The following is a 25,032-nucleotide window of genomic DNA, read 5'->3' as shown; positions in this document are numbered from 1 at the left end:
GCGCAAAGTATAAAGGGCTTTGGCCTGATCGCAAATGACTTTTTACCGCAGATTATAACTCAGCACCGGCTGCACGGATGGCAGTGACCATCGGCTCGTAAATACTGTTCACAATATCAGCAGATAATGGCTCACCTGTTTTGTCTAACCAAGCAATCGCAGTATGGTTGTTGGCTAAACGTGATAACACAATCCGGTAATCGCCATTTTCTATGGGTAACTGTAAAGGGGCATCACGTAACGTAATGGTGCGCCAAAAACCCCGTTCTGGTTTGGTGTAATTCAAATAATAGGTATAAACAGAACGGTCAAAATCTGTTACCGATAAATTTAAATCATTAAATAATAACTCTAACTGTGACCATGTCACATCTAACGGCTGTTCAGTGATTAAAGCGGCATTGCCGGCTTTGTCGATACCGGGAGCCAAAGAGACTTCCGTCACTTGTGCACGTAAATCACGGGCCTTGGCGACCTCGGTTACAGCCACTTGATTAATCACTCGGTTAAGTAAATTCACTTCGTTGGCTTTAATTTGAACCGCATTGAGCTGTTCACCTGGCACAAAATACTGATGCTCTAACAATGTCACCGTCATACTTAAACTGCGACCATGCGGCCGAGGCGCTAACTCAATTTGAAAACGTACTTGATCCACAGCATCTTCAGATTTCCAAAACAGAAAGCCGGAAGTCTCAGAGCGCTTGATCCAACCCGTTTCATACCGTAAGCCGGCATCGTCAGTTTGATTTAATTCAATGGCTTGCTGTTGAAAAAACGCCTGCAATTGCTCAGTCACAAAAGGCGTTAACTCACCGGTTAAATCATTACGTTCAAACCATACCCGAGCAAGTTTTTCTTCTTCCTCTAGGCGACTGCTGGTTGCAGTGGCAAGAACTAAGGTAGGAGAACGCTTACTGATTTGCTCTTTCGAGGCAGTTTGCACCGGCTGATTGGCTGGAATATCATAGATTGCTGGCTGATTGGGTGTGGCCATACCTGCGGGGATCTGCAAGTTAACTTTCTTCAGCTCAGTGCTTTCTGTTGGTGTTTTGTCAAAAACTGAACAGCCACTTACTAAGACGCTGACAGCGATAATACCATTTGCCCACTTTTGCACCTAAACTACTCCTGCTCTAAAATTCCGGCTTTTTGTAATGCCTGTTCGATTCGTTTTTCATGAATTGGTTCCAACTGGGTTAACGGTAAGCGCAAAAAATCGGACTTGATTAAGCCCATGCGTTTTAATGCCCACTTTGTTGGAATTGGATTGGATTCGATAAATAAATCTTGGTGAAGCGCTTGAAGCTTTGCATCCATGGCTAAGGCTGCTGCATTTTGTCCGGCAAAAGCAGCCTGACACACTTGGCTCATGGCCGCAGGAACGACATTAGCCGACACCGAGATGACACCGTGCCCCCCCGCTAACATAAACTGTGCAAAGCTCGCATCGTCGCCACTTAACAGTAAAAAATCAGCAGGACATAACGCTTTAAGCTCGGCTAAACGAGCAAGTGAACCGGTCGCTTCTTTTATACCGACGATATTGTTAACTTTCGCTAATGCTGCTACCGTTTCCGGTAGTAAATCAACGCCCGTTCTGCCCGGCACGTTGTATAAAATGATCGGCTTGTCAGTTGCCGCCGCTACCGAAGTAAAATGCGCCAGCATGCCTTTTTGCATTGGCTTATTGTAAAACGGTGTCACTGTTAGATAGCCATCAATGGGCAGATCAGCAAAAAATTGCGTTTTAGCAATGGTTTCACTGGTCGACATTGCACCATTACCCGCAATGACCGGGATCTTCCCCGCCACTTGCTCGCATACCTTAGCCATCACTGCATGTTGTTCTGCCATGGTTAAGGTAGCAGCTTCTGCTGTAGTGCCCATTATCACCAGACCGGCACTACCTTGCGCCAAGTGAAAAGCCACTAATTGCGCTAAGCTCTCATAATCAACCTGACCCTCATCGGTCATCGGCGTCACCAGGGCAACGATACTACCTTTGAACATGCTACTGTGGCTCCACATTTTGTATTAAGGGCGCCTATGTTAAAGACAGCAGCCAGTAAACACAAGCAAGCTTTCACCCTGATTGCTGATGCGTAAGGGCAGATGACATTCATTTGCAATATGCTAAACTGCGCGCCGTATCATGTTGGCAAAAAAACTGCTGTTTTTAGACCTTTATAGGAAGTGCTATGCCTCTTCAACTTGTGGTTACCGCGATAGGCCCGGATCGCACCGGCATCGTCAGTAAGCTAGCCCGCTTGGTGACCGAATGTAATTGCAACATTATTGATAGCCGTATGGCTATTTTCGGCAGTGAATTCACCTTTATTATGCTGCTTTCTGGAGATTTACCAGCCATCAGCCGTATTGAGCACCTGTTACCGGCGCTAGGATTAGAACTTGATCTAACCACGATGAGTAAACGTACTAGTGGCCAATCGCAAACTCACGTTGTGTCGCATTATGTATTGGACTACGCGGGCCCAGACAAAGTCGGTACACTTGGTGCTATTACGGGATTATTAGCCAGTCACAATATTTACATTGGCTCTTTGCAATCGGCTACCAGCCCCAGCGCAAACGGCGTAATGATGCATACGCAAATGACGCTGGAGTTAGCGGAAGGAATTGATGCTGAACACATTTCTGTAGAACTCTTTGCCTTGATGCAACAACTCGGCTTACAAGGTACTTTTCAAGCACAACAATAAGGAAACGCTATGCAAACACTAACCGCCGGACAAATCGCCCCTGATTTTACGTTGCCCGATCAACAACAACAGCCCGTCAATCTTAGTGCTTTGCTTAAACAGCAGCGCGTACTTGTTTACTTTTACCCAAAAGCCATGACGCCAGGTTGCACTGTGCAAGCCTGTGCGCTGCGTGACAGCATGGCTGAACTTGAACAGTTAGGCGTTAAAGTGGTAGGCATTAGCACTGACGCACCGACACGCTTAGCCAAATTCGCTGAACGCGATCAATTGAATTTTACCTTGCTTGGAGATGAATACCATCAGGTTGCGGAAGCTTTTGGCGTTTGGGGCTTGAAAAAATTCATGGGTAAAGAATACGATGGTTTGCATCGTTTAAGCTTTCTTATCAATCAAGACGGTAGCATTGCAAAAGTCTTCGATAAATTTAAAACCAAAGATCACCACGAAGTCGTACTCAGCTACTTAAAAGGCTAGCATTCATCTTGCCAGACTCGCATTTTAGCCTGTCGTTATACTAAATAACGGCAGAACTGCTAGCATCATATCCAGCGATTACGCCTAGCTTTTTCCCTATTTGGAGCACCCGATGAATAAATTAATATCATTTTCTGCCTTGGCTTCGGCCCTATTGTTAGCCTCAGCTGTTGTGAATGCACAAACCATACAAACAGAAAAATCAGTCTTGTCTATTGAAAAAGTGGCCGAAGGCTTAGAGCACCCTTGGGGCCTAGCATTTTTACCCGATGGTCGGATGTTAGTAACAGAACGCGCTGGCAAGCTGCGTTTAGTCAATACAGACGGTAGCCTTAGCGCACCTTTACAGGGCTTACCCGACATCGTTGTCAACGGTCAAGGGGGGGTACTCGATGTGGTGTTACACCCCGATTTCGCATCGAATAAGCAGTTCTATTTCAGTTTTAATCAGCCTGGCGAAAATGGCAGCAGTACAGCAGTCGCCCTGGCAACTTTAAGCGACACAGCAATCAGCGATTTAAAAATTGTGTTTAGTGCTAATCCTAAATTTGAAAGCCGCCATCACTTTGGCGGGCGCTTAGTGATCCAAGATAATAATTACTTATTTATCACGTTGGGCGATCGAGGGCAGCGCCGCGATGATGCACAGACCTTAGATAACCATCACGGTAAAGTGATCCGCTTACATTTAGATGGAAGCGTACCTACCGATAACCCTTATGTGAAAGATGCTGCAGTCTTAGATGATATTTGGTCTTATGGTCATCGTAATATTCAAGGTGCAGCTCTGCATCCTGCAACGGGTGAATTGTGGACGCATGAACACGGCCCGCAAGGCGGTGATGAAATTAACGTCACTCGTGCCACACTTAATTATGGCTGGCCGATGATTACTTATGGTGAAGAATATGGCGGCGGCACTATTGGTCAAACCAAAAAAGCCGGCTTAGAGCAGCCAATGCATTATTGGGTGCCATCCATTGCACCCAGCGGTATGAGCTTCTACTTATCTGACGCCATTCCTGGGTGGAAAGACAGCTTATTGGTTGGATCACTGAAATTTGGTCAACTCGTGCGCTTAGAACTCAACGGTGAAAAAGTCAGTCATGAAGAACGTATTATGATTGGCCAGCGGATCCGTGATGTCCGCCAAGGCCCTGATGGTGCAGTGTATCTGCTGACCGATCAAATTAATGGCCAAATTCTTCGATTAAAAGCTGCCAATTAAACATGTCTATACTTCCTCGATTTACACTAGCCGGTGGCCTTGTTGCCACCAGCTTGTTGCCCTACTCGGCATTCGCGGCTGAACCCACAGAAATTATTGTGGTTACAGCCAGTCAGCAACAACAATCTTGGCTCAGTACGCCTGCGAGTATCGACATTGCCAGGCGCAATGAACACGGTCTGTTAATCGATAGCGCCGAACTCCTGCAAGGGATCCCCGGCTTGCAAGTTGATAGTCGTGCCAATTTTGCGCAAGACACACGGCTCAGTTTACGTGGTTTTGGTAGCCGCAGCGCTTTTGGTATTCGTGGTATTTACTTACAACAAGACGGTATACCCATCTCGGCACCCGATGGCCAAGGCCAACTTTCCAGCGTTTTACTAGATAACATTGCTTATGCCGAAGTATTACGTGGCCCGATGGCCGTATTGTATGGCAATGGCGCCGGTGGCGTGATTTCGTTATACACTAATGAGCAACAACCCAGTGGGGTGAGCAGTGATCTCGCGTTAAGTTCTATGCATCAGCAATACCAACTGCAAATTAGCCAACGCTCATTAAATAATAGTTGGCAGTTAGCCGCTAAACACTTTGAAACAGAGGGCTTTCGAGAGCGTTCCAGCGCTCGTAAGCAACAAATTCAATTTGGTTGGCAAAGCTTATTAACAGACGAGCTGACTCTGCGCCTGCGTATTGATGGCTCGAATGATCCCCTGCTGCAAGATCCGCTGAGTTTATCCGCAGAGCAATGGCGAGAAGATCCTGAGCAAACAGCACCTCAAGCCAGTTTGTTTGATACCACTAAAAGCACCCAACAACATCAAGCCAGCCTCGCCTTAGCCCACAGTGGTCAGCATCCTTGGCAAGTTGCTATTTGGCAAGGTAATCGTGAAGTGGCGCAAAACTTAGCCTTCACCGGCTCTGCCATCACCTCATCAGGCGGTGTCATTGCACTAGACCGCGATTTCCAAGGCGCGAATGCACAAAAGCAATGGCAGCTGCACCCTGAGCTGAGTACTTTGGTTGGCGCGGCTTTTGCAAAAAGTGATGATGCTCGCCAGGGTTATGTCAATCAATTCGGACAGCGGGGTGACTTGCGACGTAACGAAACCAATCTCGCCGAAAACCGGGATCTTTACTGGCGTGTCAATTATCAACCGACCGATAAATTGAGCTTTAATGGGGGCTTACGCTACACCGAACTGTACTATGCCATTCGCGATAATTTTATCCAAGGCGCAAATCCAGATGACAGTGGTGAGCGCAATTATTACCAACATGCTGGCGCCATCGGTATGAATTATCAGTTTGCCGCCAACTGGGCTTGGTTTATCAGCACAGGTCAGGGTTTTGAAGCCCCCACATTAAGCGAGCTTGCCTATAAAACTGAAGGCAGTGGCTTAAATTTAGGCTTACAGGCAAGTAAAAATCGACAGTGGGAAACAGGTGTAAAGTACCAAGATGCTTCAAGCAGCATGAGCTTAAGTGTGTTCAGTATCCGCAGCAGCGATGAATTGTTGGTTGCCAGTAGCAATAACGGCCGCACTAGTTATCGTAATGCCGGTGATACTGCGCGAGATGGTATTGAGTTGGCAATGCGCACCGAGTTATCCGCGCATTTGCAACACGATTTTAGCTTAACCTTACTTGATGCGACCTTTGCGTCAACAGCGCTATCAGGAAATCGCTTACCCGGCGTAGCAAAAACAGATGCTTATTCGCAATTACGCTATCAACCCCGCTTAGCGCTGCCATTGTATTTAGAATGGATCAGCAGCTATCGTAGTAAAATTGCAACCGATGATGAGAATAGTGATTTTGCGCCAAGCGCCGTTACTTTTGATGCCGCTATCAGCAGCGAGCAGGTGTTAGCAAAGTGGCAAGTGCGTTATTGGCTAAAAGTGAACAACTTGACCGATCGGAAAAATGTGGGTGCGGTGGTGGTTAATCAAAGTAATGGCCGCGCTTTTGAACCCGCACCTGGACGCTATTTTAGTGCGGGTGTGAACCTAAATTATCGCTGGTAATCTTAATCTGCGGGGTCAGCGGGATGAACTCTCGTTGACCACGCTTTCGCTGTTGCTTTAACCAGTGAAGCTAAAGGTATGGCGAAGAAAATCCCCCAGAACCCAAATAACCCTCCGAAAAACAATACCGCAATGATGATGTAAACGGGATTTAAATCAACCACTTCTGAAAATAACAGCGGCACCAATACATTACCATCTAAGGCTTGAATAATGCCATACGCCAACAGTAAGTAACCAAATTCAGGTGTTAAACCCAACTGAAACAAGCCTACCGTTGCCACCGGCAGTGTGACCACGGCCGCCCCAATGTAGGGGATAAGTACCGAGAAACCGACCAGTAAGCCCAATAACATCGCATAATTTAACCCAAATAACGAAAATACCGCGTAACTCACCGTACCAACAATGACAATCTCCAGCACTTTGCCACGAATATAATTCATGATCTGCACGTTCATTTCGTGCCAAACTTGAGTAATTAATTTGCGTTCATCGGGTAAAAACTGCACAAAGCCATTAGACAGCTCGGTTTTATCTTTTAGCATAAAGAAAACCATGACAGGTACTAATACCAGATAAATCAGCAGCGCGACTAAATCCACAATAGATCCCAGTGATAACGACAGCACGGTGCGACCAAACGTCATGACTCGCTCATCAACTGATTGCATCAGCAATAAAATCTGATCTTCGCCGACCATGCCGGGTAACAGTTCAGGTAATTCGAGTAAGTAAGTGCGACCGAGTGCAATCATTTGTGGCAAATCGCGTAATAAGTTTCGGCCTTGATACCAAGCAATCGGTACCACCCACATCAACAGCAGGATCAAAATGCTCATAAAACCAAGCACCACCACGCTGGTACTGATGGTTCGATTAAAACCAAAGCGCGTTAGACGTGCAACAGGCCATTCTAATAAGTAGGCAAATACAATGGCGACCAACACTGGCGCTAACATACCACTGAGCCAATAAATGGCAAAAAAACCGGTCAGCAGCATCAAAAACAGCGTAACAACCTGCGGATCAGAGAATTTGTTTTTGTACCATTTTTGCAACCAGTCTAGCATGTGATGTCTCGCGTAAATGTAAACGATTTTGCAGTATACCAACATCAGCATAAAAGTAACGACTCACTGTTAGACAGGGTGCTGAATGTGGTAAATTAGTGCTGTATTGAGCCGTTAGCTTACTGATTGTTTTAAAAAGCTACAATCAGTGACGCTTCGTTAAACTTTACTGAACTTACAGCGTTTAACAGAGCCAAACCAGCAGAAATGTAGCTTAATTTGCAGCATCAAACAGGTCAGTGATTTATGATACGCTTTGCAGTAAGAAAGACAATTTTGCTCTCTCTGCTCACATTAAGTTTGCAGACGCCATCCGCTATGGCTTTAAACACCCTGCCCGATATCGGCGGCAACGCTTTTTCAACGTTAACGCCTGAAAAAGAAAAACAAATCGGTGATGTACTGATCCGACAAACCCGTGCTCGTTTACCCATGGTGTACGATCCTTTACTCGATGAATACCTTAATGCACTGGGTAATCGTTTAGTCGCTCGCTCGAATGATGTAAAATTTCCCTTTAAATTTTATTGGGTCAATAACCAAGAGATTAATGCTTTTGCCTCTTTAGGCGGCAATATCGTTTCTCATACGGGTACTTTAGCGGTCTCTGAAAGTGAAAGTGAGTTTGCGTCGGTGATCGCCCATGAAGTTGCCCACGTGACACAACGACATATCGCCCGTTTTGTCGAAGCGCAAAACCAACGCTCGCCACTTACCATTGCCAGTTTGTTGGGTTCGATTATTTTAGCGACCATCAACCCTGAAGCGGGTATGGCTGCGATGGCCGCCTCGCAGGGCGCGGCACAGCAAAGTGCCATTAACTTTACCCGCAGTAACGAGCAAGAAGCCGATCGTATAGGGATGACTATCCTAGCCGAAGCGGGTTTTGATCCTAATGCCGTACCGATATTTTTCAGCCGATTAAGTCAACAAAGCCGGTTTGTCAATCAGCAATTAGCCTTTTTACAAACGCATCCTCTTTCGCAAGCTCGAGTCAGCGACACCCGTTTACGAGCTCAACAGTTTCCAAAACGTTTTGTGCCGGATAGCCAAGATTTCACTTTAACTAAATCGCGCATTTTAGCCCGTTATCATTACAGTACCAAAGACGCGTTAATCATTTTCGAACGTATGCTAACTGAACCCGGTGGCAATACCCGCGCTAATCATTACGGTTTAGCCATTGCCAAGCTGGATAACAAAAACTATGAAGAAGCCCGAATTCTTATAGAAGACTTACTAAAACAAGATCCGTACAACCTGTATTACCTTGATGTTTATACGGATATCTTGATAGCTGAAAAGAAATACGAGCAAGCCAAAGAGTTTTTACAACAAGCCTATTTACTGCGGCCGAATAACCAAGTGGTCACGTTAAACTATGCTAATGTGGCCGTGAAATCAGCTAACTACGGTTTAGCCGTACATTTACTACGTAACTTATTGTATTACAAAGACGATAATATCTTAGCCTATGATTTGCTGTCAGAAGCTTATAAAGCACAAGAAGACTTCGCCAAATATTATGAAACACGCTCGGATCTGTTTTATCAGTTGGCTAATTATCCAAAAGCCATCGATGATTTGAATGAAGCGTTGAACAGTCTTAAACCCGATGCCCGTTTAGAAAACCGGCGAATTGAAGCCAAAAAACGTCAACTGCAAGCTGAATTTGAGCGCTTGCAACGTATGTAACTGACGATCAGGACCTATTATGATTATTTACCATAACCCACGTTGCTCAAAAAGCCGTGACGCCCTAGCGCTTCTGGCCGATAGCGGCCAACCGTATCAAGTTATTGAATACTTAAAAACGCCACTGGATTACCCAGCTATCGTTGATTTATTGGCAAAGTTAAAATTACCTGCACGGCAGATTTTACGCAGTAAAGAGCCAGAATATCAAAGTTTGAACTTGGCAGATCCGTCGCTCAGCGAACAGCAGATTATCGAGGCCGTAGTTGCGCATCCCCGTTTAATGGAGCGCCCTATCGTAGTTAAAGGTGAGCAAGCGGCGATTGGCCGGCCGTTAGCTAATATTGAAGCGTTGTTAGCATGACTTGCAGTGTTTTAGTCCTCTATTACTCACGTCATGGCTCAGTCGCCGCTTTGGCTGAGAAAATCGCTAGCGGCATCCAACAAGCCGGTGCCGAAGCAAAGGTTCGCTGTATCGCTGGTTTTGATAAAACCAGCGTGCCTAAGCACCCCGTCGCTGAATTAGCAGAGTTACGAGAATGTGATGGTTTAGCCTTTGGTAGCCCAGTACGTTTTGGTAATATGGCCGCTGAAGCAAAAGCTTTTTGGGATTCCACTAGCAGTTGTTGGCTTAAAGGCGAGCTAATTAACAAAGCCGCGGGGGTCTTTACGTCCTCAGGCAGTTTGCATGGCGGCAACGAAGCCAACCTACTCAGTATGATGTTACCTTTGCTACATCACGGCATGGTATTAATGGGCGTGCCTTACAGCGAGCCTGAGCTGCATAAAACCCAGAGTGGCGGCACTCCTTACGGCCCAAGCCATGTGAGTGGTTTAAACCATGATACCCAGTTATCGGTTGACGAACAGCGATTAGCCTTGGCTTTTGGCAAACGCCTAGGTCAGCTTAGTATTGCATTGAAAAACAAAGGATTTACAAGTTAATGACAGCAACTTCTGCAGTGCCCATGTCTGCGCAAACCCAACGTTTTCTGTTATTGGGTAGGCTTGGCTATTGGGGCTTATGGCTATTGATCCCGCTGTGGCATCTTTGGTTGGCCCCAGTGAGTTATGGTGAAGATCAAAATTTGCAACCCAGCACGCTTAGTACACTCCTTTTTTTGTGGCTACCGTTATGGTTACCGATGATAGGCATCATCAAAGCCAAAGCATATACCTTTGCTTGGGCTAATTTTATTGTCATGATCTATTTTTTACACAGTTTAACCAACTTATGGGTCAGCAGCGGCTTATATCAAGCCTTGTCTGCAGTTGAGTTAGTGCTATCTTGCGTCATGTTTTATGGCTGCACCTACTTTGCCCGCAATCGCGGCCAAGAACTCGGTTTAAAAATCCCCAAATTAAAAGATGATCCTGAGCGCAAAATCTCGGGTCGTTAATCCAGCAAAACTGCAATTTACCCTCAGTATCTTGCAGTTTTTTTTATGCGAGCAATCTGCTTGCTCATTGAGTCCGTAATATTCACTATCTTGAATAAACATATGCAGTAGTTATGAGCGAGCAATTGGCACTATTTCCATTAAGCAGTTTTCTGTTACCCGGTGGCAGAATGAAATTGCGGGTATTTGAGCCACGCTATGTCCGGTTGGTCAAAGAATCGCTAAGTGAAAAACGTGATTTTGCAATGGCCACGTTAAATCCATTCGTCAGTCAACAACACCCTGATCGGATATTGCCACTGGTCTGTAAGGTGAAAATAGAAGATTTTGAAGCATTGCCAGATGGTCTCTTAGGCATCACCTTGCGTGGCGTAAGTCGTTATCATATCTGCCACCGTTGGCAAGAGAGTGATAATTTGCACATAGCCGAAGTAGAAGCACAAGCAGATTGGGCTGATACACTGCTGCCGGCAGCTCAGCATGGCTTTGCGCAATCCTTTGCGGCGCTCTTAGACGAATACCCGCTGTTAGCGGAATTATACCCAGAGCCTAAACTGGATGATGGCGCTTGGCTGGCCGGGCGCTGGTTAGAATTACTGCCAATGCAACCGGCACTTAAGGTGAGCTTAGCGCAAAGTGATCCTGCCTATTGCTTAGAGCAACTTGAAAGCTGGTTCGAACATAACGCCTAAGCCTCAGAGCTGAAAGCTGATGTTGTATTCTTATTCAATACCCAAGTATTTATGCACTTGCACACTCAACCGCCAGTTATGCTGAATACAGCTGGCGATGGCGAGTTCAGTGGCGCGCTTTTGCTGGCTAATCGGTTGTAAATACACTAACTTATTTAAAATTTGATGCTCGGTTAATAACGTCACAAGCTCATCAACGTGTTTTTGCATGGCCACCGGGTGTTTAATTTCATCAGCGCGCTGCAAAGCGCTAGCTAAAATTTTATAGCCCCCCGCCATATTCAATTTTGGTGATACCGTCACCCAACAATCAGCAGGGGCTTTTATTTCAAACGTGCCGCTGGTTTCAATTTGGCTACTGTAACCTTGCTCGCTTAACGCTTGGCATAATGGGACGAGATCATACATGCAAGGTTCCCCCCCGGTAATCACCACATGCCGGGCTTGATAACCACGCTCGGCAAACAGTGCTAACAAGGCTTTCGGTGTGACATTTGCCCAAAATTCACTATCGGCTTGTTTCGCACTGACCTGGGCCAAATCGACTTGCTGTTCCATATTAATGGCCCAAGTGTGCTTAGTATCACACCAAGCACAGCCCACAGGACAGCCCTGCAATCGCACGAAAATCGCTGGCATACCGGTAAAACTACCTTCGCCCTGAATGGTTTGAAAAACTTCGTTAACCTTATACACCCGCTTTGTTAATCCTCTAAATTAAAGTAACCGACGCAATTAGTGCGCCCTAGCCGCTTTTGCACTATACTACGCGGCCAAATTTTCCGGCATTATACTAGAGAGAGGCGCGAATGACGCAAAAAGTTGTGGTTATTTATTCTGGCGGTATGGACTCCTTCACGGTGCTGCACAATGCCATTCATGCCGGCCATCAGGTATATGCACTGTCTTTTAATTACGGCCAACGCCACGTTAAAGAGCTAAAATGCGCAGAGCAAGTTTGCCAGGAATTACATATCGACCATAAAATTGTTGATATTACCGCGATTAACCAATTAATTAGCGGCTCTTCACTGACTAGTGACATCGATGTACCTGAAGGCCATTATGCTGCTGATACCATGAAATCGACCATAGTGCCCAACCGCAATATGATTTTATTGTCGCTTGCGGTCGGCTATGCCGACTCTCTTGGTGCGCGCGCGGTATATTATGGTGCACATTCAGGTGATCACTTTATCTACCCAGATTGCCGACCTGAATTTGTTGAAAAAATGAATGATGTTTGTCAGATCGCTAATTATCAACCCGTCGACATTGTCAGCCCGTATTTATATCAAACAAAAATTGAGATCTTACGAGATGGTTTAGCAATGGGCTTGGATTACAGCAAAACTTGGACATGCTACAACGGTCGTGAACATGCTTGTGGTAAATGCGGTTCTTGTCAGGAGCGCTTAGAAGCCTTTGCACTTAATCACACCAGCGATCCGTTGGTATATGAATAACGGCGCTGTCTGTTTAATCCTGTCTTTTGCTAAATAGGAGCGAAGCGCCATGCAAATAGACACTCAGATCACTAAACTGAGTCGCCTGCCCTACACTGCCGGTGCAGAGTTGGCCCAGTGTAGCTATACAGGATTAAAAGCACTGATCATTGATGGTGATGAAGACGATTTTGATGCCATAGCAGAACGGCGTCAACAGACGATTACGCTGCGTTGTAGTTTGTGGGAGGCCAAACGGCTGAGCGATGACGACATCCAAGCAAACCCATCGTTACAAGCCATTGTTGCCAGCTTGCCGCAAGTTAAGGTTAGTGGCGTCGTACAGCAGATCCTTAGTGATGAGCAGCTATTACTGCGTCTTACAGATAGCGCTGAACCTTTGTCGGTTTGGCTCAGCGATACGCAGCAGCTGTGCGTTGGCCAACCCCTCAATTGCTGTGGCGAACTGCACGCCAGTGTGCTGGCTTATCGTTAACAGCTTAGCTCGTTGGCTTACACCAACATCACACGAAAACGAGCCCGTCAGCCACAAAAAAACCGGTTAGGCTTAAGTAGGTTATCTTAAGTTAAAACCGGTTTTTTTACGCTAGCTCAGTGGCGAAATGAGGCCGTGTTAACTGCTAAACAAGCTTTGATGCAGTTGCTTAACGACAGCGGGGCCATCCTGATCTTGGATTAAGAAACACAGATTATGCTTTGAAGCGCCGTGACAAATCAGCCGCATATTAATACGCTCAAGCGCATGGAATAACGCGCCGGCTACCCCTTTACTGCTATGTAAATGGTTACCAATTACCGCCACTAAACTTAAACCTTGCTCAACGGTAACTTCACAAAAGGTTTTAAGCTCATCTAACGCGGGTTCAACGCTATTAGAAAAAGCACTGGTCATGCCGCCCTCATCCAGCGTTAGCGCCACACTGATCTCGGATGTTGTGACCAAATCGACCGAGATCTGATGACGGCTAAGCGTATCAAACACCCGTGTTAAAAAACCCGCGGCATGCAACATGGCAGGGCTTTTTACTGTGATCAAGGTTTGTGATTTACGCAAAGCGATAGCACGATAAGGTGGCCGCTCTTGCACGGTCTTCGCAATCCACGTTCCACCGGCAGCCGGTTCACGGCTTGAACCGACAAACACCGCGATATTTTGCCGCATTGCCGGCAACAAGGTAGCAGGATGTAACACTTTAGCACCGAAAGTGGCCATTTCTGCTGCTTCGTCAAAACTGATTTCGCGGATACAACGCGCATCACTGGTTAAACGCGGATCGGTGGTGAAGATACCCACAACGTCGGTCCATATTTGTACCGTTGCCGCTTGGATCGCTTCAGCTAATAAGGCGGCACTGTAATCGGAACCGCCACGGCCTAAGGTTGTGGTTTGTTCAAAATCATCTGCGCCAATAAAGCCTTGGGTAACAACACGATAATCGGCTAACAACGGTGTTAAATGCACTTGAGCAAGCTCAGCGATCATCGCTAATTGCGGCTCAGCTTTGCCAAAGCGACTGTCGGTGCGCATAACACGGCGAATATCAAAACACAGTGAGGCCGCACCACGCTCAACTAATACTTGTGCAAACAGCACTGAACTTAAACGCTCACCAAAGGATTGGATCAGATCTTTATGTGCGCTGCTATATACCGCACCGCCATTTTCAATCATCGCTCTAAGTTCAGCCAACAACAACTCAATAGGCTCGGCTACGGCTTGCGGTTGCTGTAAGCGATTCAACACATTTAAAGTAATACGCTCAATGCCAGCAAAGGCATCGTGACGGGAACTGACATCAGTAGTTTTGGTAATATCCACTAACAAGTTGGTTACGCCAGAGCTTGCGCTAACCACTACCACACGGATATTGTCATCTGCCAGAATGATATCGGCACAACGAGACATAGCATCGAAGTCAGCGACACTGGTGCCACCAAATTTGGCAATAATAAATTTAGACACTGAGGTCTCTCCTTAACAAATTAGATAAGCAGAGCATGGCATTTGCTAGCAGGCAAAACGAGAATAGAAACAGACCGTTGCTGAAAGTAACAAAGGCCAGAAGCTCTCCACCGATTACAGGTGACAGTCCTAAGGATTCAGCCTTAGCGACCGAGTAAGTAATGTCTATCTCGTTACTCACTCTCGGCGCTAAACCCCCTCAACTATGCTACGAGTGATAGTGCTCTGACATAGAATACCTGGCTAGCGCGCCTCTTCTGGTCTATCGAATACGATTGACGGCGCGGACTTTACCAAGATTTCTGCAGACTTGCAATAGCCTTTTAGCCATCTAGATGTAAGAATGCAATTATTTTCTTGAACCGTCAAGCGCCAACGAGACATTAATAATGTGTTTGAATATGTTTTAACCGTTCTAAAAAACGTTCCATGGTTTTTTCTTCAGCGGCATCGGCATGCCATTTATTATGAAAACCCAAGGTGAGTTGCACTTGCCCATCGGTAAAGTAGACTTCATAACCATCAAAACCTTGGCTTACGGTTATGCCTTCTAATTCAAAGCCCGCCCCGTGCTCGGTGTTCACGGCTTGACCTGATTTTTCAATTTTACTGTACAAATTCAGTAAGAACTTGCCATCAATTTCGTTTTGCATAATGACTCCAGTTTGTTCGGTTTGAACCAGTTACGCTTTATCGGTATAGTTCGATTGTCTTTAAAGGAGAAAAATAATGAAAATAGCCTTTGCTGCTGCCAGTTTACTCAGCATCTTTGCAGCTCACGCCAACATTGTCCAACCCGCACCGCTCGTTTCTATTGCCACGCATGATAGTTTTTTTAATCAATTAAAAGCACTGTGCGGAAAAGCCTTTGCCGGTAAAACCGTCGTTGATACGCCCGCTGCACCGGGTTTTGAAGGTGCATTAATTATGCATGTACGCCGCTGCACTGATACAGAATTACAAATACCGTTTCATGTCGGTGACAATCATTCGCGTACTTGGATTATCACTAAAACGGGTTCAGGACTCTCCTTAAAACATGATCACCGCCATAAAGATGGTTCGCATGACGAGCAAACCATGTATGGGGGCCATACTGTTGATGCCGGTTGGCCAAACGTGCAGTCGTTTCCTGCCGATCAATACTCTAAAGAGTTATTTGCCGCCAATGGCTCTGCACAATCCATTGGCAATACCTGGCAAATGTATGTCTATCCAGAACAATTTACTTATCGGCTAGTGCGCGAAGGCCGCGAATTTCGGGTCGACTTTGATTTGACTCAACCGGTGTCTTTACCGCCTGTACCTTGGGGTTATGCCGATTAACCGCCCTAATTTCGCGACGGCAGCACTAGGCAAGTGTGTCGTCGACTCATACACTAAGAATATAGCCTAACACATCCAAGGAAGTTCTCATGAAAGATACTGTTAAACCTGCTATCTGGTTAAGTTTAGCCTCTGCACTATTCCTCAGTGCTTGCGATAAACCTGCCGAAGCCCCTAGTAACGCGGCAGCGGCTACGGCAACCACCGAAGCCCCTGCGTTAGTCGATACCGACTTTAACCCTAAACTCGCTGAATACATCAAAACCCTGTCTTCAGATGAATTTCAAGGGCGCGCTCCAGCCACTAAAGGCGAAGAGCTTACCGTCGCTTACATTGAGGATAATTTTCGCCGTATCGGTTTAAAAGGCATTGATGGCGACAGCTATAAACAACCGGTCTCGTTGGTGCAAATTGATCCGAAAAATGTCACGGCAATGACACTTACGGGCGGTGGCAATACCGTGCCTGATAGCTTAGCTTATCGCGATGACATGATTGCTTGGACCACCCAAGTTGTTGATAAAGTTAATGTCGCAGAAAGCGAAATGGTGTTTGTCGGCTACGGTATTGTTGCGCCAGAATATAATTGGAACGACTACGAAGGCTTAGATGTTAAGGGCAAAACCGTCGTGATGTTTGTTAACGACCCCGGTTATGCAACTCAAAATCCTGAATTGTTTAACGGTAATGCCATGACTTATTACGGTCGTTGGACTTACAAATATGAAGAAGCAGCTCGTCAAGGTGCGGCAATGGTCTTGATCATTCACGAAACTGCACCTGCTAGCTATGGTTGGGGCGTGGTTGCGCATGGCTCGCCGATTAAATTTGATTTAATCAAAGAAAACAAAAACAGTGATCGTGCACAAGTGGAAGGTTGGATCACCGCTGAAACCGCTGAAAAGCTATTTAGCAACATTGATCAAAATATTGAAAGCATGCGTGCACAAGCTTTATCAGGTGATTTCAAACCGGTGCCATTAAATGTGAAAGCGTCGGTTTCCATCGATAACAACTTACGTGAGCTCAACTCAAGTAATGTGGTCGGTTACATTGAAGGTAGCAAATACCCCGATGAATACGTACTTTACATGGCGCATTGGGACCACCTTGGCATGGACTTCTCTAACCCAACCAATAAAGTCTTCAATGGTGCGCAAGATAATGCCAGCGGCACCGGTGCTGTTATTGCCTTAGCGGAATACTTTAAACAACACGCCCAACCAGAGCGCTCAGTGGTATTTGTGTTAGTGACAGCGGAAGAACGTGGCTTACTTGGCTCTGCTTGGTATGCTGCTAATCCAGTATTCCCATTAGAGAAAACAGTAGCAGCCATCAATATGGATGTGATGAACGTTTATGGCCCAATGAAAGACATGGTCGTTGTTGGACTGGGTAACACCGACTTAGAAGAAATATTGGTAAAACACACCAAAGCACAAAATCGATATGCCGTAAAAGAGCCGAATCCAGAAGCAGGCATTGCTTACCGTTCAGACCATTTTAGTTTGTCGAAAAAAGGGGTACCGATCCTGTATGCCAAAGGCGGTAATGACCACTATCAAAACGGCTCAGAATGGGGTTCGGCTCAACGTGCAGAATACAACAGCTGTTGTTATCACAAAGTAGGCGATGAATGGGATGAAAGTTGGGACTTACGTGGTGCTCAGCAAGATCTGTTCTTGTACTACCGCGTCGGTGACGAGTTAGCGAATAGTCGACTGTGGCCAAACTGGTATCAAGGTAACGAGTTCCGCGCTATTCGTGATGCTTCAGCGGCACAACGCCAAGAATAATTTTTTAATTTAATCAGTTACATTAAAAAGCAGCTTCGGCTGCTTTTTTTATCGCTATAAATTCAGAATCAATTCAGTTAGGCTAAAGCACACTCACCATTGGCGGTAAACTAACGAGGAGCTTGCATGCGTCGATTGCTAAAAATCTTAGCTATGCTGCTGTTAGTATTACCGGTGTTACTGTTTATCGCTTGGTTTTACCTGCATACTCAATTAAAAATGGCTGGGATCAGTAGCTGGTCGCTGCAACTGTCACACCTTTCCTGGCATCAAGCCAACTTAAACCAATTAGATCTCGTTTATGAAAACGACCACTATCGTAGCGAAGTGAGCTTTCACGACTTAAAACTGCGCTGGTCATGGCCAGGCTTTTTTCGAATTCAAGCACATAGCATCCAACTGGCCAGTGCCACCATCACTGTGCAGCAAACCGGCGAGCACGTTGCAGACACCGCCGCTCGGCTCCCTGTGGCGCTATCAGCGGATTGGCGCTTACCTACATGGTTGCCAAAGCTGATTAAACTAGACCAAATCGATTTATTGCTGCCCTGTGCCAGCGGCCAATGTGCCTTGCAAGCTAGTCTAGTGGCCAGTGCGGATGAGCAGCAAGCTTGGCAAGCCAGTTTATCGCTCAAAAGCCCACAGTATCAGCAAACCGTCAAAACTGACTGGCAATTGCAGCAAGGTCCTGATGCACTGGCCATTCAAGCGACCTTGCTCCTAGATCAGCAACTGGCGTTAAGTTTTAAACAACAGCTTGCTATCGATCGTGCTGCCAGTACCGAGTTAGCCTTAGCCATTTCGCCGCCCTCACCGGCCTTATTAGCTTGGCTTAACGAGTGGGATCTGCAGCTACCTGATGAATGGCGCGAGCAATTTACTCAACCAGTAAAATTACATCTTGTCGCCCGTTGGCAATTACCAAAGCTATGGCCTGAGGCAAGGCTAGCAACCAACGCGTTACCCTTGGTTAATGCCGAGATAGATATTATTGCCAGAGCCCCAGACGCATTTATTATTCCCAATATCGGCTGGTTAAAAGGAGAATTAAAAGCACAGCTCCAGATTGCCGATCAGCATGTGTCAAAGTGGCAATTAGCCGCTGATCTGGCATTAAGTCATTATCCTGATTTTGGCCTGAAAGCTTATTTCGCCGATCCGCTAGCGCCACTGCTGATTAAAATTGATAGTCAAAGCGCCAGCAGCCCGTCATTAACGCAACTGCCGCTAAAACTTCAACTTATTTCAGCCAGCCCAGTACAAAGCAGCTTTAATGCACAAGCGATGTTAAGTTTAACGCCAGAGTTAGCCATCACGCTCAATCAAGCTGAGCTCATGTTAAAAACCAAGCAACTGCAAGTCAAAGCGTACCAATTAAAACTGCAAGATGTGACATTGCAAAGCCGTTTTCATGGCGCTTGGCAGGCCAAGTATTGGCAATTACAACTAGCCGATAACACTAGCTTAGCGGCCAAAGTGACGCATCCCGACGCAAAAGGTCAAGTGAAACTAGCCCTTAATGGCACCACCATTAGCCAAGCAACAGACGCCGATGTCACACTGAGCAGCCAACTGCAACTAGAGGTACAACAACTGCAACATGCTCAACTGTTAACACAAAACTGGCAATGGCAAGGCAACGCCAGTGGCTCCCTCGTAAAGCTTGACGTTGAAGGGGTGTTAAGCAACGACAGTGGCTTAATCGTTAAACAACAAACCGCGTGGCAAGCCCCCGCACAACTGCAAATGGATTGGCAACTAGAGGACTTGTTTTTACTGGCAGGCAACCCTTTAGCCACAAGCTTCCAAGCTTGGCCAAGTTTACTTAATTTAACTCGTGGTCGCATTAACGCCTATGGCCAGCTTAGCTATCAGCAACAACTTGTTGCTAATACACAAGTGAATTTTCGAGAATTAACAGGGCTTTATGATCGTACCCTGTTTACTGGCTTAACCTCTGCGTTTTTAGTGAATTTAAAAGCCCAGCAATTCACCATCGAGGTGCCTGAATTACAGCTGGCGCAGCTTAACCATGGCTTACAGATGGGCCCGTTACAGCTGAAGGCGCAGTATCAAGCGACGTTAGCAGAACCTTTTTTAGGTAATTTACAACTGTTAGACGCTCGTCTTGGCTTTATGCAAGGTGAGTTGTCTGTTGAACCGCAATTAATGGCACTAAAACAGCCAAGCCAACAACTGGTATTAATAATCAACCAACTTGATTTAGCAGAGCTGGTGCGTCAGCACCCCACTACAGAATTAAAAGCCAATGGTAAACTAAGCGGGCGTATTCCATTAACCATCAACAACAAACAATTCAGTGTGCAACAAGGTCAATTAGCCGCAGAAGCGCCAGGCGGTACTTTACAGTATCGCAGTGCCGCCAGTGCTGCCTCAGCGAAGACTGGCGGTATGAAAATCGTCTTTGATGCATTAGAAAACTTTCAATTTAGTGTACTTAACTCTGAACTTAATTATGCAACCGATGGCAAACTGACGTTGGCGCTTCAGTTAAAAGGTGCCAATCCGGCTTTACAACAAGGCCGAGCGATTAATTTAAATATTAACTTAGAGGAAGATTTACCGGCCATGCTCGCGAGCTTGCAGTTGGCCAACAAACTGAACGATACATTGACCAAACGGGTCCAACAATATATTCAACGACAACAAGCTGCGAAAGCTGCTGCAGGAGAAAAACGATGAAACGACATGCGTTGCTAGGGCTAGGCTTAGTTTTCGCCCTTGCTGCTTGCACCCCAAAGGTGGAAGTCGCACTAGCCAATGAGCCTATTAACATTAACCTTAATGTAAAAATCCAACATGAGATCTATATTAAAGTAGATAAGCAACTCGACGATTTATTCAGTGATGCCAGCGGGTTATTCTAAGGAGAACACCATGACTTTTTTATCACGTTTTACCGCTTTTAGCTCACTTAAACTGTTAGTACTGAGTGTATTAATGGCTGTCAGTTTGCCAATTATGGCCATGACATTACAACAAGCAATGGCCGCTTTACCTAACGCCAAAACACAAGGTTTAGTGGGTGAACAACTGAATGGTTATCTTGGGGTGATCAACGCCAATAGTGAAGCCGACACCATCGCTAAACTGATTAATGATGCACGCCGCGCCGAATATACGCGCCTAGCAAAAGACAACAACATCGCCGTTGCAGATGTTGAAGCCTTGGCAGGTCAAAAGGCTATCGAACGCACGCAGCGAGGGCATTTTATTTTACTTGAAGGTAAATGGGTACAAAAACGCTGATTTTTACAACAAAATGACAACTTGACCGATAGCGGGAACAAGTAATTAGACTTTAGTCGCATACTTGAACATCAAGCCTTACTGTATTATTTAAGGTTGATTTTAACACCCACTAAGAGGTTATAGCATGAATGCTATTTATTTGATGGTAATGGGCCTAGCCGCCATGGCGCTGGGTTACTTTGTATACTCAAAGTTTATTTGCGAAAAAATATTCAAAGTGGATCCAAATTTCCGTACACCCGCTCATGAAATGCAAGACGGTATCGATTATGTGCCAACCAACAAGTATATCTTATGGGGGCATCACTTTACTTCCGTAGCAGGAGCAGCCCCCATCATCGGCCCTGCTATTGCGGTGATCTGGGGTTGGGTACCCGCTTTTTTATGGGTTGTTTTTGGTACTATTTTCTTTGCCGGTGTGCACGATGCAGGCGCAATTTGGGCCAGTAGCCGTAACAAAGCAAAATCTATCGGTGCCTTAACAGGTGATATCGTCGGTAATCGCGCCCGCAGTATCTTTATGATCGTTATTTTCTTGGTATTGCTGATGGTCAACGCGGTATTTGCCGTGGTTATTGCCGGTCAGTTAATTAACTTTCCAAGTGCCACCGTGCCTGTCTGGGGCGCCATTGTGGTTGCCTTAATTATCGGTCAGTTAATTTATCGCAAGCTGATTGGTTTGTTAATGGTGACCATTATTGGTGTCGTCGCGCTCTATGCGATGATTTATGCCGGCCCAATGTTCCCGCTGTCGTTACCAGAAACCGTCATGGGTTTATCTGATCGTCAAGGCTGGATTGTCTTACTGTTTGTCTACGCAGCTATCGCCTCATTATTACCGGTATGGGCCTTATTACAACCACGTGATTACATTAACGGCATCCAATTATTTATCGGTCTAGGTTTATTATACGCTGCCGTTATTTTTGCCAGCCCAGATATTGTTGCTCCAGCCTTTAATCATGATGTACCGGAAGGCACACCTTCGCTGATCCCATTATTGTTCGTGACTATCGCCTGTGGTGCTATCTCCGGTTTCCATGGTTTAGTCTCTAGCGGTACAACTTCTAAACAGCTTGATAAAGAACCCGATGTACGTTTTGTTGGTTACTTCGGCGCCATTGGTGAAGGTTCATTGGCTTTAGCCGCCATCATTGCTGCCACTGCCGGTTTTGCTACCCTTGCTGATTGGCAGGCGATTTATCATAGCTTTGGCCAAGGTGGCGTAAGTGCCTTTATCCGCGGCGGTGCCAATATCTTGGAAAATGGTATTGGTTTAGACGCGGTTTTATCTCAGACCTTGTTAACGGTAATGGTGGTTTTGTTTGCAGGTACCACGATGGATACCGGCTTACGCTTACAACGCTACATTTTCCAAGAATGGGGCAGTATTTATAATATTAGTTGGATGCAAAAAGCTGCACCCGCCACGCTGTTAGCGGTAGGTTCTTGTTTACTGCTGGCTTTTGGTGCCGGTGGTGATGGTTCAGGCGGTATGATGATTTGGCCATTGTTTGGTACCACTAACCAACTATTAGCAGGTTTAACCTTGCTAGTGATCACGGTTATGTTAGTAAAACTGGGCCGTCCAATGTGGTACACGCTGGCACCATTAATCTTCTTATTAACAATGACCACTCTAGGTCTGTTAATTCAACTCAAAAGCTTTTATGACAAGCAAGATTGGTTCTTATTCACCCTAGACTTAGTTATCTTAATCGCAGCAATCTTAGTGATCCTTGAATCTGTGGGGACGCTTACCCGACAAATAAAAGCCAATAAGCTTGCCAACGATAAAGTATGAAGCTCGATACCATTAAGGCCTGGTTTCGCCAGGCCAGTTTTTATGCTGAAGAGGCTTATAATGCCCCCTACCGCTCGGCTATTGCCCGAGCGCAACGGGAACAAAATGACCTCTTCATGCTGCTGATCTTTTCTGAAATGATGGGTGTCCCCAACCCTGCAAGTTATTACACCTTAGAATTGCAGCCACTGTTAATAGAGCGATTTCATGATTGGCATACCCGAATGGGTATGGAGCACTCACCACTGGATAATTTCAAATGTTGTTAACCGACAAAAAAGTATTGCTAATTGGTGGCAAAGGCGGAGTCGGTAAAACGACCATGTCTTCCGCCTTAGCGGTATTAGCCAGCCAACGCGGTAAAAAAGTGTTATTGGTTTCAACCGATCCGGCGCATAGCTTGGCCGATGCCTTTGGTCGTGAAAAAATAGGCGATAAGATTACTCGCTTAGCTGCAAATCTGGATGCGTTAGAACTCGATCCTGACGAGGAAGTCAATCAACACTTAGCCAAAGTTAGCGCGCAACTAAAGCGTTTTACCCGTCCTGAAATGTACGCTGAAATTGAACGGCAAATGCGTTTAACACGGCAATCACCTGGGGCACAAGAAGCGGCCATGCTGGAAAGGATTGCGCATACGATTGAACTGGGTTTAACCGATTATGATTTAGTCATATTCGATACGGCACCCACAGGCCATACTTTGCGCTTACTCAGCTTGCCTGAAGCCATGGCCGCGTGGACGCAAGGCTTACTCAGTGCCAATAAACGCTCGGAAAAACTCGGTGAAGTGCTTGGACATCTTACCCCTAAAGGCGGCCGTGATATTGATAATCCGCTGGTTGATCCCGCCGAGCTGGCGACATCTGGCATGGATGAGCGCAATAGAGCCATTACCGAAACCCTATTAACTCGGCAACGTTTATTGCAACGCACCCGTGAGTTATTGCTTGATAAAAAGCGTACGGCTTTACTCTTTGTATTAACGCCCGAGAAATTACCTATCTTAGAAACAGGACGTGCGGTGCAAAGTTTACAGCACGAAAAATTACCGTTAGCCGGTTTAATCGTTAATCGTATTTTACCTGCTGAAGCGGATGGCGCGTTTTTAGCAAAAAGACGCAACCAAGAACAAAGTCATTTACAGCAAATTGAACAGGATTTTAGCCAGCTACCGCGCTATAAGATCCCACTGCAAGCCACTGATATTCAAGGCTTAGCCGCTTTAGAATTAATGGCTAACTTATTAAACAATGCTGGGCTTTAACGCCCAGTATTGTTTTAATCTAAAGCCATTTCCCCTGGAATAACCCCTTTCGATGGTGGCGTAAAAATCACGCAACACGCTGGCAAACACACCGCTGAAAAAAAGAATTTAAAAAATGATCCATTTATTTCTTGCACATTTAATAATCATTGATTAGTATTAATTCATTGACAGGCAAGTCATCCGAAAGGGTGAACACGCAAAGCTACGGATCTAACGGGACCTTCCCTATGATAGCCGGGCTGCCATTGATTAACCCATGTTAATTGATGATCACGCTTCCCGCATGATTTGCCTATCACTTAACCAACTTACTTTACAGTGATCGCCTATGGCACACGCAGGAGCACACCATGACTAAGACCATCATTACATTTGTCGCTTTAGTTGCTACATCAGCTTTTATCAGTACTCCTGTTGCTGCTGACGAACAGTTAGCACAATCAATTTGCTCTTACGTCGCTGCAGATAACCGTAACCAGTTACGTAAAACTTTATCTGATAATCGTTTACGTTTAAGCAATGTGTACGAAGGTATAGTATGTGACAGCTTACCCTTGGTCCGTTTTGCAATCAAAAACAACGCAAATGACACCGCTGAATTTATCATCAAACAATTACCAGGCAGCATCGTTGCCTCATCAGGTGACATTGATTGGGCTAAAGGTAATGGCTTTGCTGACTCACCTGTTGTCGAAGTTTTAGTTGCTCGCGCAGGTGGCTAACCGCTAAAAATTAACACTCCCTCTCCTTTTAGCCAGTCAATTTGACTGGCTTTTTTCATTTTGGCCTAATCAAAATCCACTCCTAAATCTGTTAATA

26 protein-coding genes and 2 riboswitches are annotated in these 25,032 nt (G+C 45.8%); of the genes, 20 read left to right on the top strand and 6 right to left on the bottom strand.

Annotation, left to right across the window (positions count from 1 at the left end):
* Positions 1–52 precede the first annotated feature (52 nt).
* Entirely contained in the window at positions 53–1,120 is a 1,068-nt protein-coding gene (gene bamC / locus JAO78_RS11765) for an NlpB/DapX family lipoprotein (RefSeq protein ID WP_226751555.1), read from the bottom strand.
* 5 nt (positions 1,121–1,125) lie between these two features.
* Positions 1,126–2,013 (bottom strand): 4-hydroxy-tetrahydrodipicolinate synthase, encoded by an 888-nt coding sequence (gene dapA, locus JAO78_RS11760; protein ID WP_226751554.1) that lies wholly within the window; start codon positions 2,011–2,013, stop codon positions 1,126–1,128.
* Positions 2,014–2,201: 188 nt separating this feature from the next.
* Here dapA and JAO78_RS11755 point away from each other — a divergent pair, with 188 nt between their 5' ends.
* The 4 genes from JAO78_RS11755 to JAO78_RS11740 all read left to right on the top strand — a co-directional run bounded on the left by JAO78_RS11755 (position 2,202) and on the right by JAO78_RS11740 (position 6,455).
* The gene (locus JAO78_RS11755) at positions 2,202–2,723 is read left to right on the top strand and encodes a glycine cleavage system transcriptional repressor (protein WP_226751553.1); all 522 of its coding nucleotides are present in this window, start codon (positions 2,202–2,204) and stop codon (positions 2,721–2,723) included.
* 9 nt (positions 2,724–2,732) lie between these two features.
* A complete protein-coding gene (bcp, locus tag JAO78_RS11750) occupies positions 2,733–3,200 on the top strand; it encodes a thioredoxin-dependent thiol peroxidase (RefSeq protein WP_226751552.1) in 468 nt (155 codons plus the stop codon).
* 112 nt (positions 3,201–3,312) lie between these two features.
* Positions 3,313–4,428: a PQQ-dependent sugar dehydrogenase gene (locus JAO78_RS11745; protein ID WP_226751551.1), complete on the top strand. Its 1,116-nt coding sequence runs from the start codon at positions 3,313–3,315 to the stop codon at positions 4,426–4,428.
* Between the two features lie 2 nt (positions 4,429–4,430).
* Positions 4,431–6,455 carry a TonB-dependent receptor family protein gene (locus tag JAO78_RS11740; RefSeq protein WP_226751550.1) on the top strand — a complete coding sequence of 675 codons (2,025 nt, stop codon included), beginning with the start codon at positions 4,431–4,433 and terminating at the stop codon, positions 6,453–6,455.
* Between the two features lie 2 nt (positions 6,456–6,457).
* On the opposite strand, the gene JAO78_RS11735 is transcribed toward JAO78_RS11740, so the two are convergent.
* On the bottom strand, positions 6,458–7,528 hold the full coding sequence (locus tag JAO78_RS11735; protein WP_226751549.1) for an AI-2E family transporter: 1,071 nt from the start codon (positions 7,526–7,528) through the stop codon (positions 6,458–6,460).
* Positions 7,529–7,774: 246 nt separating this feature from the next.
* On the opposite strand from JAO78_RS11735, the gene bepA reads away from it, so the two are divergent.
* From bepA to JAO78_RS11710, 5 genes are all read left to right on the top strand, one after another.
* Positions 7,775–9,223, top strand: coding sequence for a beta-barrel assembly-enhancing protease (gene bepA / locus JAO78_RS11730; protein ID WP_500786068.1), 1,449 nt, complete (start codon positions 7,775–7,777; stop codon positions 9,221–9,223).
* Between the two features lie 19 nt (positions 9,224–9,242).
* Entirely contained in the window at positions 9,243–9,587 is a 345-nt protein-coding gene (arsC, locus tag JAO78_RS11725) for an arsenate reductase (glutaredoxin) (protein ID WP_226751547.1), read from the top strand.
* A complete protein-coding gene (gene wrbA / locus JAO78_RS11720; protein WP_226751546.1) occupies positions 9,584–10,168 on the top strand; it encodes an NAD(P)H:quinone oxidoreductase in 585 nt (194 codons plus the stop codon). The genes arsC and wrbA overlap by 4 nt, the downstream gene beginning before the upstream one ends.
* Positions 10,168–10,623 carry a DUF2069 domain-containing protein gene (locus JAO78_RS11715; RefSeq protein WP_226751545.1) on the top strand — a complete coding sequence of 152 codons (456 nt, stop codon included), beginning with the start codon at positions 10,168–10,170 and terminating at the stop codon, positions 10,621–10,623. Before wrbA ends, JAO78_RS11715 begins: the two co-directional genes overlap by 1 nt.
* A 113-nt stretch (positions 10,624–10,736) precedes the next feature.
* The gene (locus tag JAO78_RS11710; protein ID WP_226751544.1) at positions 10,737–11,315 is read left to right on the top strand and encodes an LON peptidase substrate-binding domain-containing protein; all 579 of its coding nucleotides are present in this window, start codon (positions 10,737–10,739) and stop codon (positions 11,313–11,315) included.
* A gap of 30 nt (positions 11,316–11,345) precedes the next feature.
* On the opposite strand, the gene queE is transcribed toward JAO78_RS11710, so the two are convergent.
* Positions 11,346–12,011: a 7-carboxy-7-deazaguanine synthase QueE gene (queE, locus tag JAO78_RS11705; RefSeq protein ID WP_226751543.1), complete on the bottom strand. Its 666-nt coding sequence runs from the start codon at positions 12,009–12,011 to the stop codon at positions 11,346–11,348.
* Positions 12,012–12,124: 113 nt separating this feature from the next.
* Here queE and queC point away from each other — a divergent pair, with 113 nt between their 5' ends.
* Positions 12,125–12,781 (top strand): 7-cyano-7-deazaguanine synthase QueC, encoded by a 657-nt coding sequence (gene queC, locus JAO78_RS11700; RefSeq protein ID WP_226751542.1) that lies wholly within the window; start codon positions 12,125–12,127, stop codon positions 12,779–12,781.
* Positions 12,782–12,830: 49 nt separating this feature from the next.
* Entirely contained in the window at positions 12,831–13,256 is a 426-nt protein-coding gene (locus tag JAO78_RS11695) for a hypothetical protein (RefSeq protein ID WP_226751541.1), read from the top strand.
* 138 nt (positions 13,257–13,394) lie between these two features.
* Here JAO78_RS11695 and lysC read toward each other — a convergent pair whose 3' ends face one another.
* Together lysC and JAO78_RS11685 are read right to left on the bottom strand one after the other, a co-directional pair.
* Entirely contained in the window at positions 13,395–14,744 is a 1,350-nt protein-coding gene (gene lysC / locus JAO78_RS11690) for a lysine-sensitive aspartokinase 3 (protein ID WP_226751540.1), read from the bottom strand.
* A gap of 92 nt (positions 14,745–14,836) precedes the next feature.
* A riboswitch (Lysine riboswitch) is annotated at positions 14,837–15,009 on the bottom strand.
* A 118-nt stretch (positions 15,010–15,127) separates the two neighbouring features.
* Complete coding sequence (locus tag JAO78_RS11685) at positions 15,128–15,397, bottom strand: DUF3081 family protein (RefSeq protein ID WP_226751539.1); 270 nt, start codon at positions 15,395–15,397, stop codon at positions 15,128–15,130.
* Positions 15,398–15,473: 76 nt separating this feature from the next.
* Between JAO78_RS11685 and JAO78_RS11680 the strand changes: the two genes are divergently transcribed.
* The 9 genes from JAO78_RS11680 (at position 15,474) to JAO78_RS11640 (ending at position 24,935) form a co-directional block, all read left to right on the top strand.
* Entirely contained in the window at positions 15,474–16,070 is a 597-nt protein-coding gene (locus JAO78_RS11680) for a hypothetical protein (protein WP_226751538.1), read from the top strand.
* 89 nt (positions 16,071–16,159) lie between these two features.
* The gene (locus tag JAO78_RS11675) at positions 16,160–17,866 is read left to right on the top strand and encodes a M28 family metallopeptidase (RefSeq protein ID WP_226751537.1); all 1,707 of its coding nucleotides are present in this window, start codon (positions 16,160–16,162) and stop codon (positions 17,864–17,866) included.
* A 126-nt stretch (positions 17,867–17,992) separates the two neighbouring features.
* Complete coding sequence (locus JAO78_RS11670; RefSeq protein WP_226751536.1) at positions 17,993–20,569, top strand: intermembrane phospholipid transport YdbH family protein; 2,577 nt, start codon at positions 17,993–17,995, stop codon at positions 20,567–20,569.
* Positions 20,566–20,754 (top strand): YnbE family lipoprotein, encoded by a 189-nt coding sequence (locus JAO78_RS11665; RefSeq protein ID WP_226751535.1) that lies wholly within the window; start codon positions 20,566–20,568, stop codon positions 20,752–20,754. Before JAO78_RS11670 ends, JAO78_RS11665 begins: the two co-directional genes overlap by 4 nt.
* 10 nt (positions 20,755–20,764) lie before the next feature.
* Complete coding sequence (locus JAO78_RS11660) at positions 20,765–21,136, top strand: YdbL family probable chaperone protein (protein WP_226751534.1); 372 nt, start codon at positions 20,765–20,767, stop codon at positions 21,134–21,136.
* 127 nt (positions 21,137–21,263) lie between these two features.
* Entirely contained in the window at positions 21,264–22,943 is a 1,680-nt protein-coding gene (locus JAO78_RS11655; RefSeq protein ID WP_226751533.1) for a carbon starvation CstA family protein, read from the top strand.
* A complete protein-coding gene (locus JAO78_RS11650; protein WP_226751532.1) occupies positions 22,940–23,212 on the top strand; it encodes a cory-CC-star protein in 273 nt (90 codons plus the stop codon). The genes JAO78_RS11655 and JAO78_RS11650 overlap by 4 nt, the downstream gene beginning before the upstream one ends.
* Entirely contained in the window at positions 23,203–24,210 is a 1,008-nt protein-coding gene (locus tag JAO78_RS11645; RefSeq protein ID WP_226751531.1) for an ArsA family ATPase, read from the top strand. Before JAO78_RS11650 ends, JAO78_RS11645 begins: the two co-directional genes overlap by 10 nt.
* Before the next feature lie 163 nt (positions 24,211–24,373).
* Positions 24,374–24,460, top strand: a riboswitch (cyclic di-GMP riboswitch).
* A 103-nt stretch (positions 24,461–24,563) separates the two neighbouring features.
* Entirely contained in the window at positions 24,564–24,935 is a 372-nt protein-coding gene (locus JAO78_RS11640) for a DUF3718 domain-containing protein (RefSeq protein ID WP_226751530.1), read from the top strand.
* Positions 24,936–25,032: the final 97 nt, after the last annotated feature.

It is taken from the genome of Alishewanella maricola (genome assembly GCF_016343785.1).
In the GTDB taxonomy this organism is placed as follows: domain Bacteria; phylum Pseudomonadota; class Gammaproteobacteria; order Enterobacterales; family Alteromonadaceae; genus Alishewanella; species Alishewanella maricola.
Note: the sequence above shows the minus strand (reverse complement) of the source record. Positions and strands in the feature narration are given on the sequence as shown.

What these genes read in the sequence shown, in the direction of transcription:
- bepA (WP_500786068.1), top strand. Translation starts at nt 7,775, where the DNA reads ATGATACGCTTTGCAGTAAGAAAGACAATTTTGCTCTCTCTGCTCACA.
- JAO78_RS11665 (WP_226751535.1), top strand. Translation starts at nt 20,566, where the DNA reads ATGAAACGACATGCGTTGCTAGGGCTAGGCTTAGTTTTCGCCCTTGCT.
- JAO78_RS11755 (WP_226751553.1), top strand. Translation starts at nt 2,202, where the DNA reads ATGCCTCTTCAACTTGTGGTTACCGCGATAGGCCCGGATCGCACCGGC.
- JAO78_RS11645 (WP_226751531.1), top strand. Translation starts at nt 23,203, where the DNA reads ATGTTGTTAACCGACAAAAAAGTATTGCTAATTGGTGGCAAAGGCGGA.
- wrbA (WP_226751546.1), top strand. Translation starts at nt 9,584, where the DNA reads ATGACTTGCAGTGTTTTAGTCCTCTATTACTCACGTCATGGCTCAGTC.
- JAO78_RS11655 (WP_226751533.1), top strand. Translation starts at nt 21,264, where the DNA reads ATGAATGCTATTTATTTGATGGTAATGGGCCTAGCCGCCATGGCGCTG.
- JAO78_RS11660 (WP_226751534.1), top strand. Translation starts at nt 20,765, where the DNA reads ATGACTTTTTTATCACGTTTTACCGCTTTTAGCTCACTTAAACTGTTA.
- bcp (WP_226751552.1), top strand. Translation starts at nt 2,733, where the DNA reads ATGCAAACACTAACCGCCGGACAAATCGCCCCTGATTTTACGTTGCCC.
- JAO78_RS11710 (WP_226751544.1), top strand. Translation starts at nt 10,737, where the DNA reads ATGAGCGAGCAATTGGCACTATTTCCATTAAGCAGTTTTCTGTTACCC.
- JAO78_RS11640 (WP_226751530.1), top strand. Translation starts at nt 24,564, where the DNA reads ATGACTAAGACCATCATTACATTTGTCGCTTTAGTTGCTACATCAGCT.
- JAO78_RS11735 (WP_226751549.1), bottom strand. Translation starts at nt 7,528, where the DNA reads ATGCTAGACTGGTTGCAAAAATGGTACAAAAACAAATTCTCTGATCCG.
- dapA (WP_226751554.1), bottom strand. Translation starts at nt 2,013, where the DNA reads ATGTTCAAAGGTAGTATCGTTGCCCTGGTGACGCCGATGACCGATGAG.
- JAO78_RS11715 (WP_226751545.1), top strand. Translation starts at nt 10,168, where the DNA reads ATGACAGCAACTTCTGCAGTGCCCATGTCTGCGCAAACCCAACGTTTT.
- queC (WP_226751542.1), top strand. Translation starts at nt 12,125, where the DNA reads ATGACGCAAAAAGTTGTGGTTATTTATTCTGGCGGTATGGACTCCTTC.
- JAO78_RS11650 (WP_226751532.1), top strand. Translation starts at nt 22,940, where the DNA reads ATGAAGCTCGATACCATTAAGGCCTGGTTTCGCCAGGCCAGTTTTTAT.
- JAO78_RS11680 (WP_226751538.1), top strand. Translation starts at nt 15,474, where the DNA reads ATGAAAATAGCCTTTGCTGCTGCCAGTTTACTCAGCATCTTTGCAGCT.
- JAO78_RS11740 (WP_226751550.1), top strand. Translation starts at nt 4,431, where the DNA reads ATGTCTATACTTCCTCGATTTACACTAGCCGGTGGCCTTGTTGCCACC.
- arsC (WP_226751547.1), top strand. Translation starts at nt 9,243, where the DNA reads ATGATTATTTACCATAACCCACGTTGCTCAAAAAGCCGTGACGCCCTA.
- JAO78_RS11675 (WP_226751537.1), top strand. Translation starts at nt 16,160, where the DNA reads ATGAAAGATACTGTTAAACCTGCTATCTGGTTAAGTTTAGCCTCTGCA.
- JAO78_RS11685 (WP_226751539.1), bottom strand. Translation starts at nt 15,397, where the DNA reads ATGCAAAACGAAATTGATGGCAAGTTCTTACTGAATTTGTACAGTAAA.
- JAO78_RS11745 (WP_226751551.1), top strand. Translation starts at nt 3,313, where the DNA reads ATGAATAAATTAATATCATTTTCTGCCTTGGCTTCGGCCCTATTGTTA.
- JAO78_RS11695 (WP_226751541.1), top strand. Translation starts at nt 12,831, where the DNA reads ATGCAAATAGACACTCAGATCACTAAACTGAGTCGCCTGCCCTACACT.
- JAO78_RS11670 (WP_226751536.1), top strand. Translation starts at nt 17,993, where the DNA reads ATGCGTCGATTGCTAAAAATCTTAGCTATGCTGCTGTTAGTATTACCG.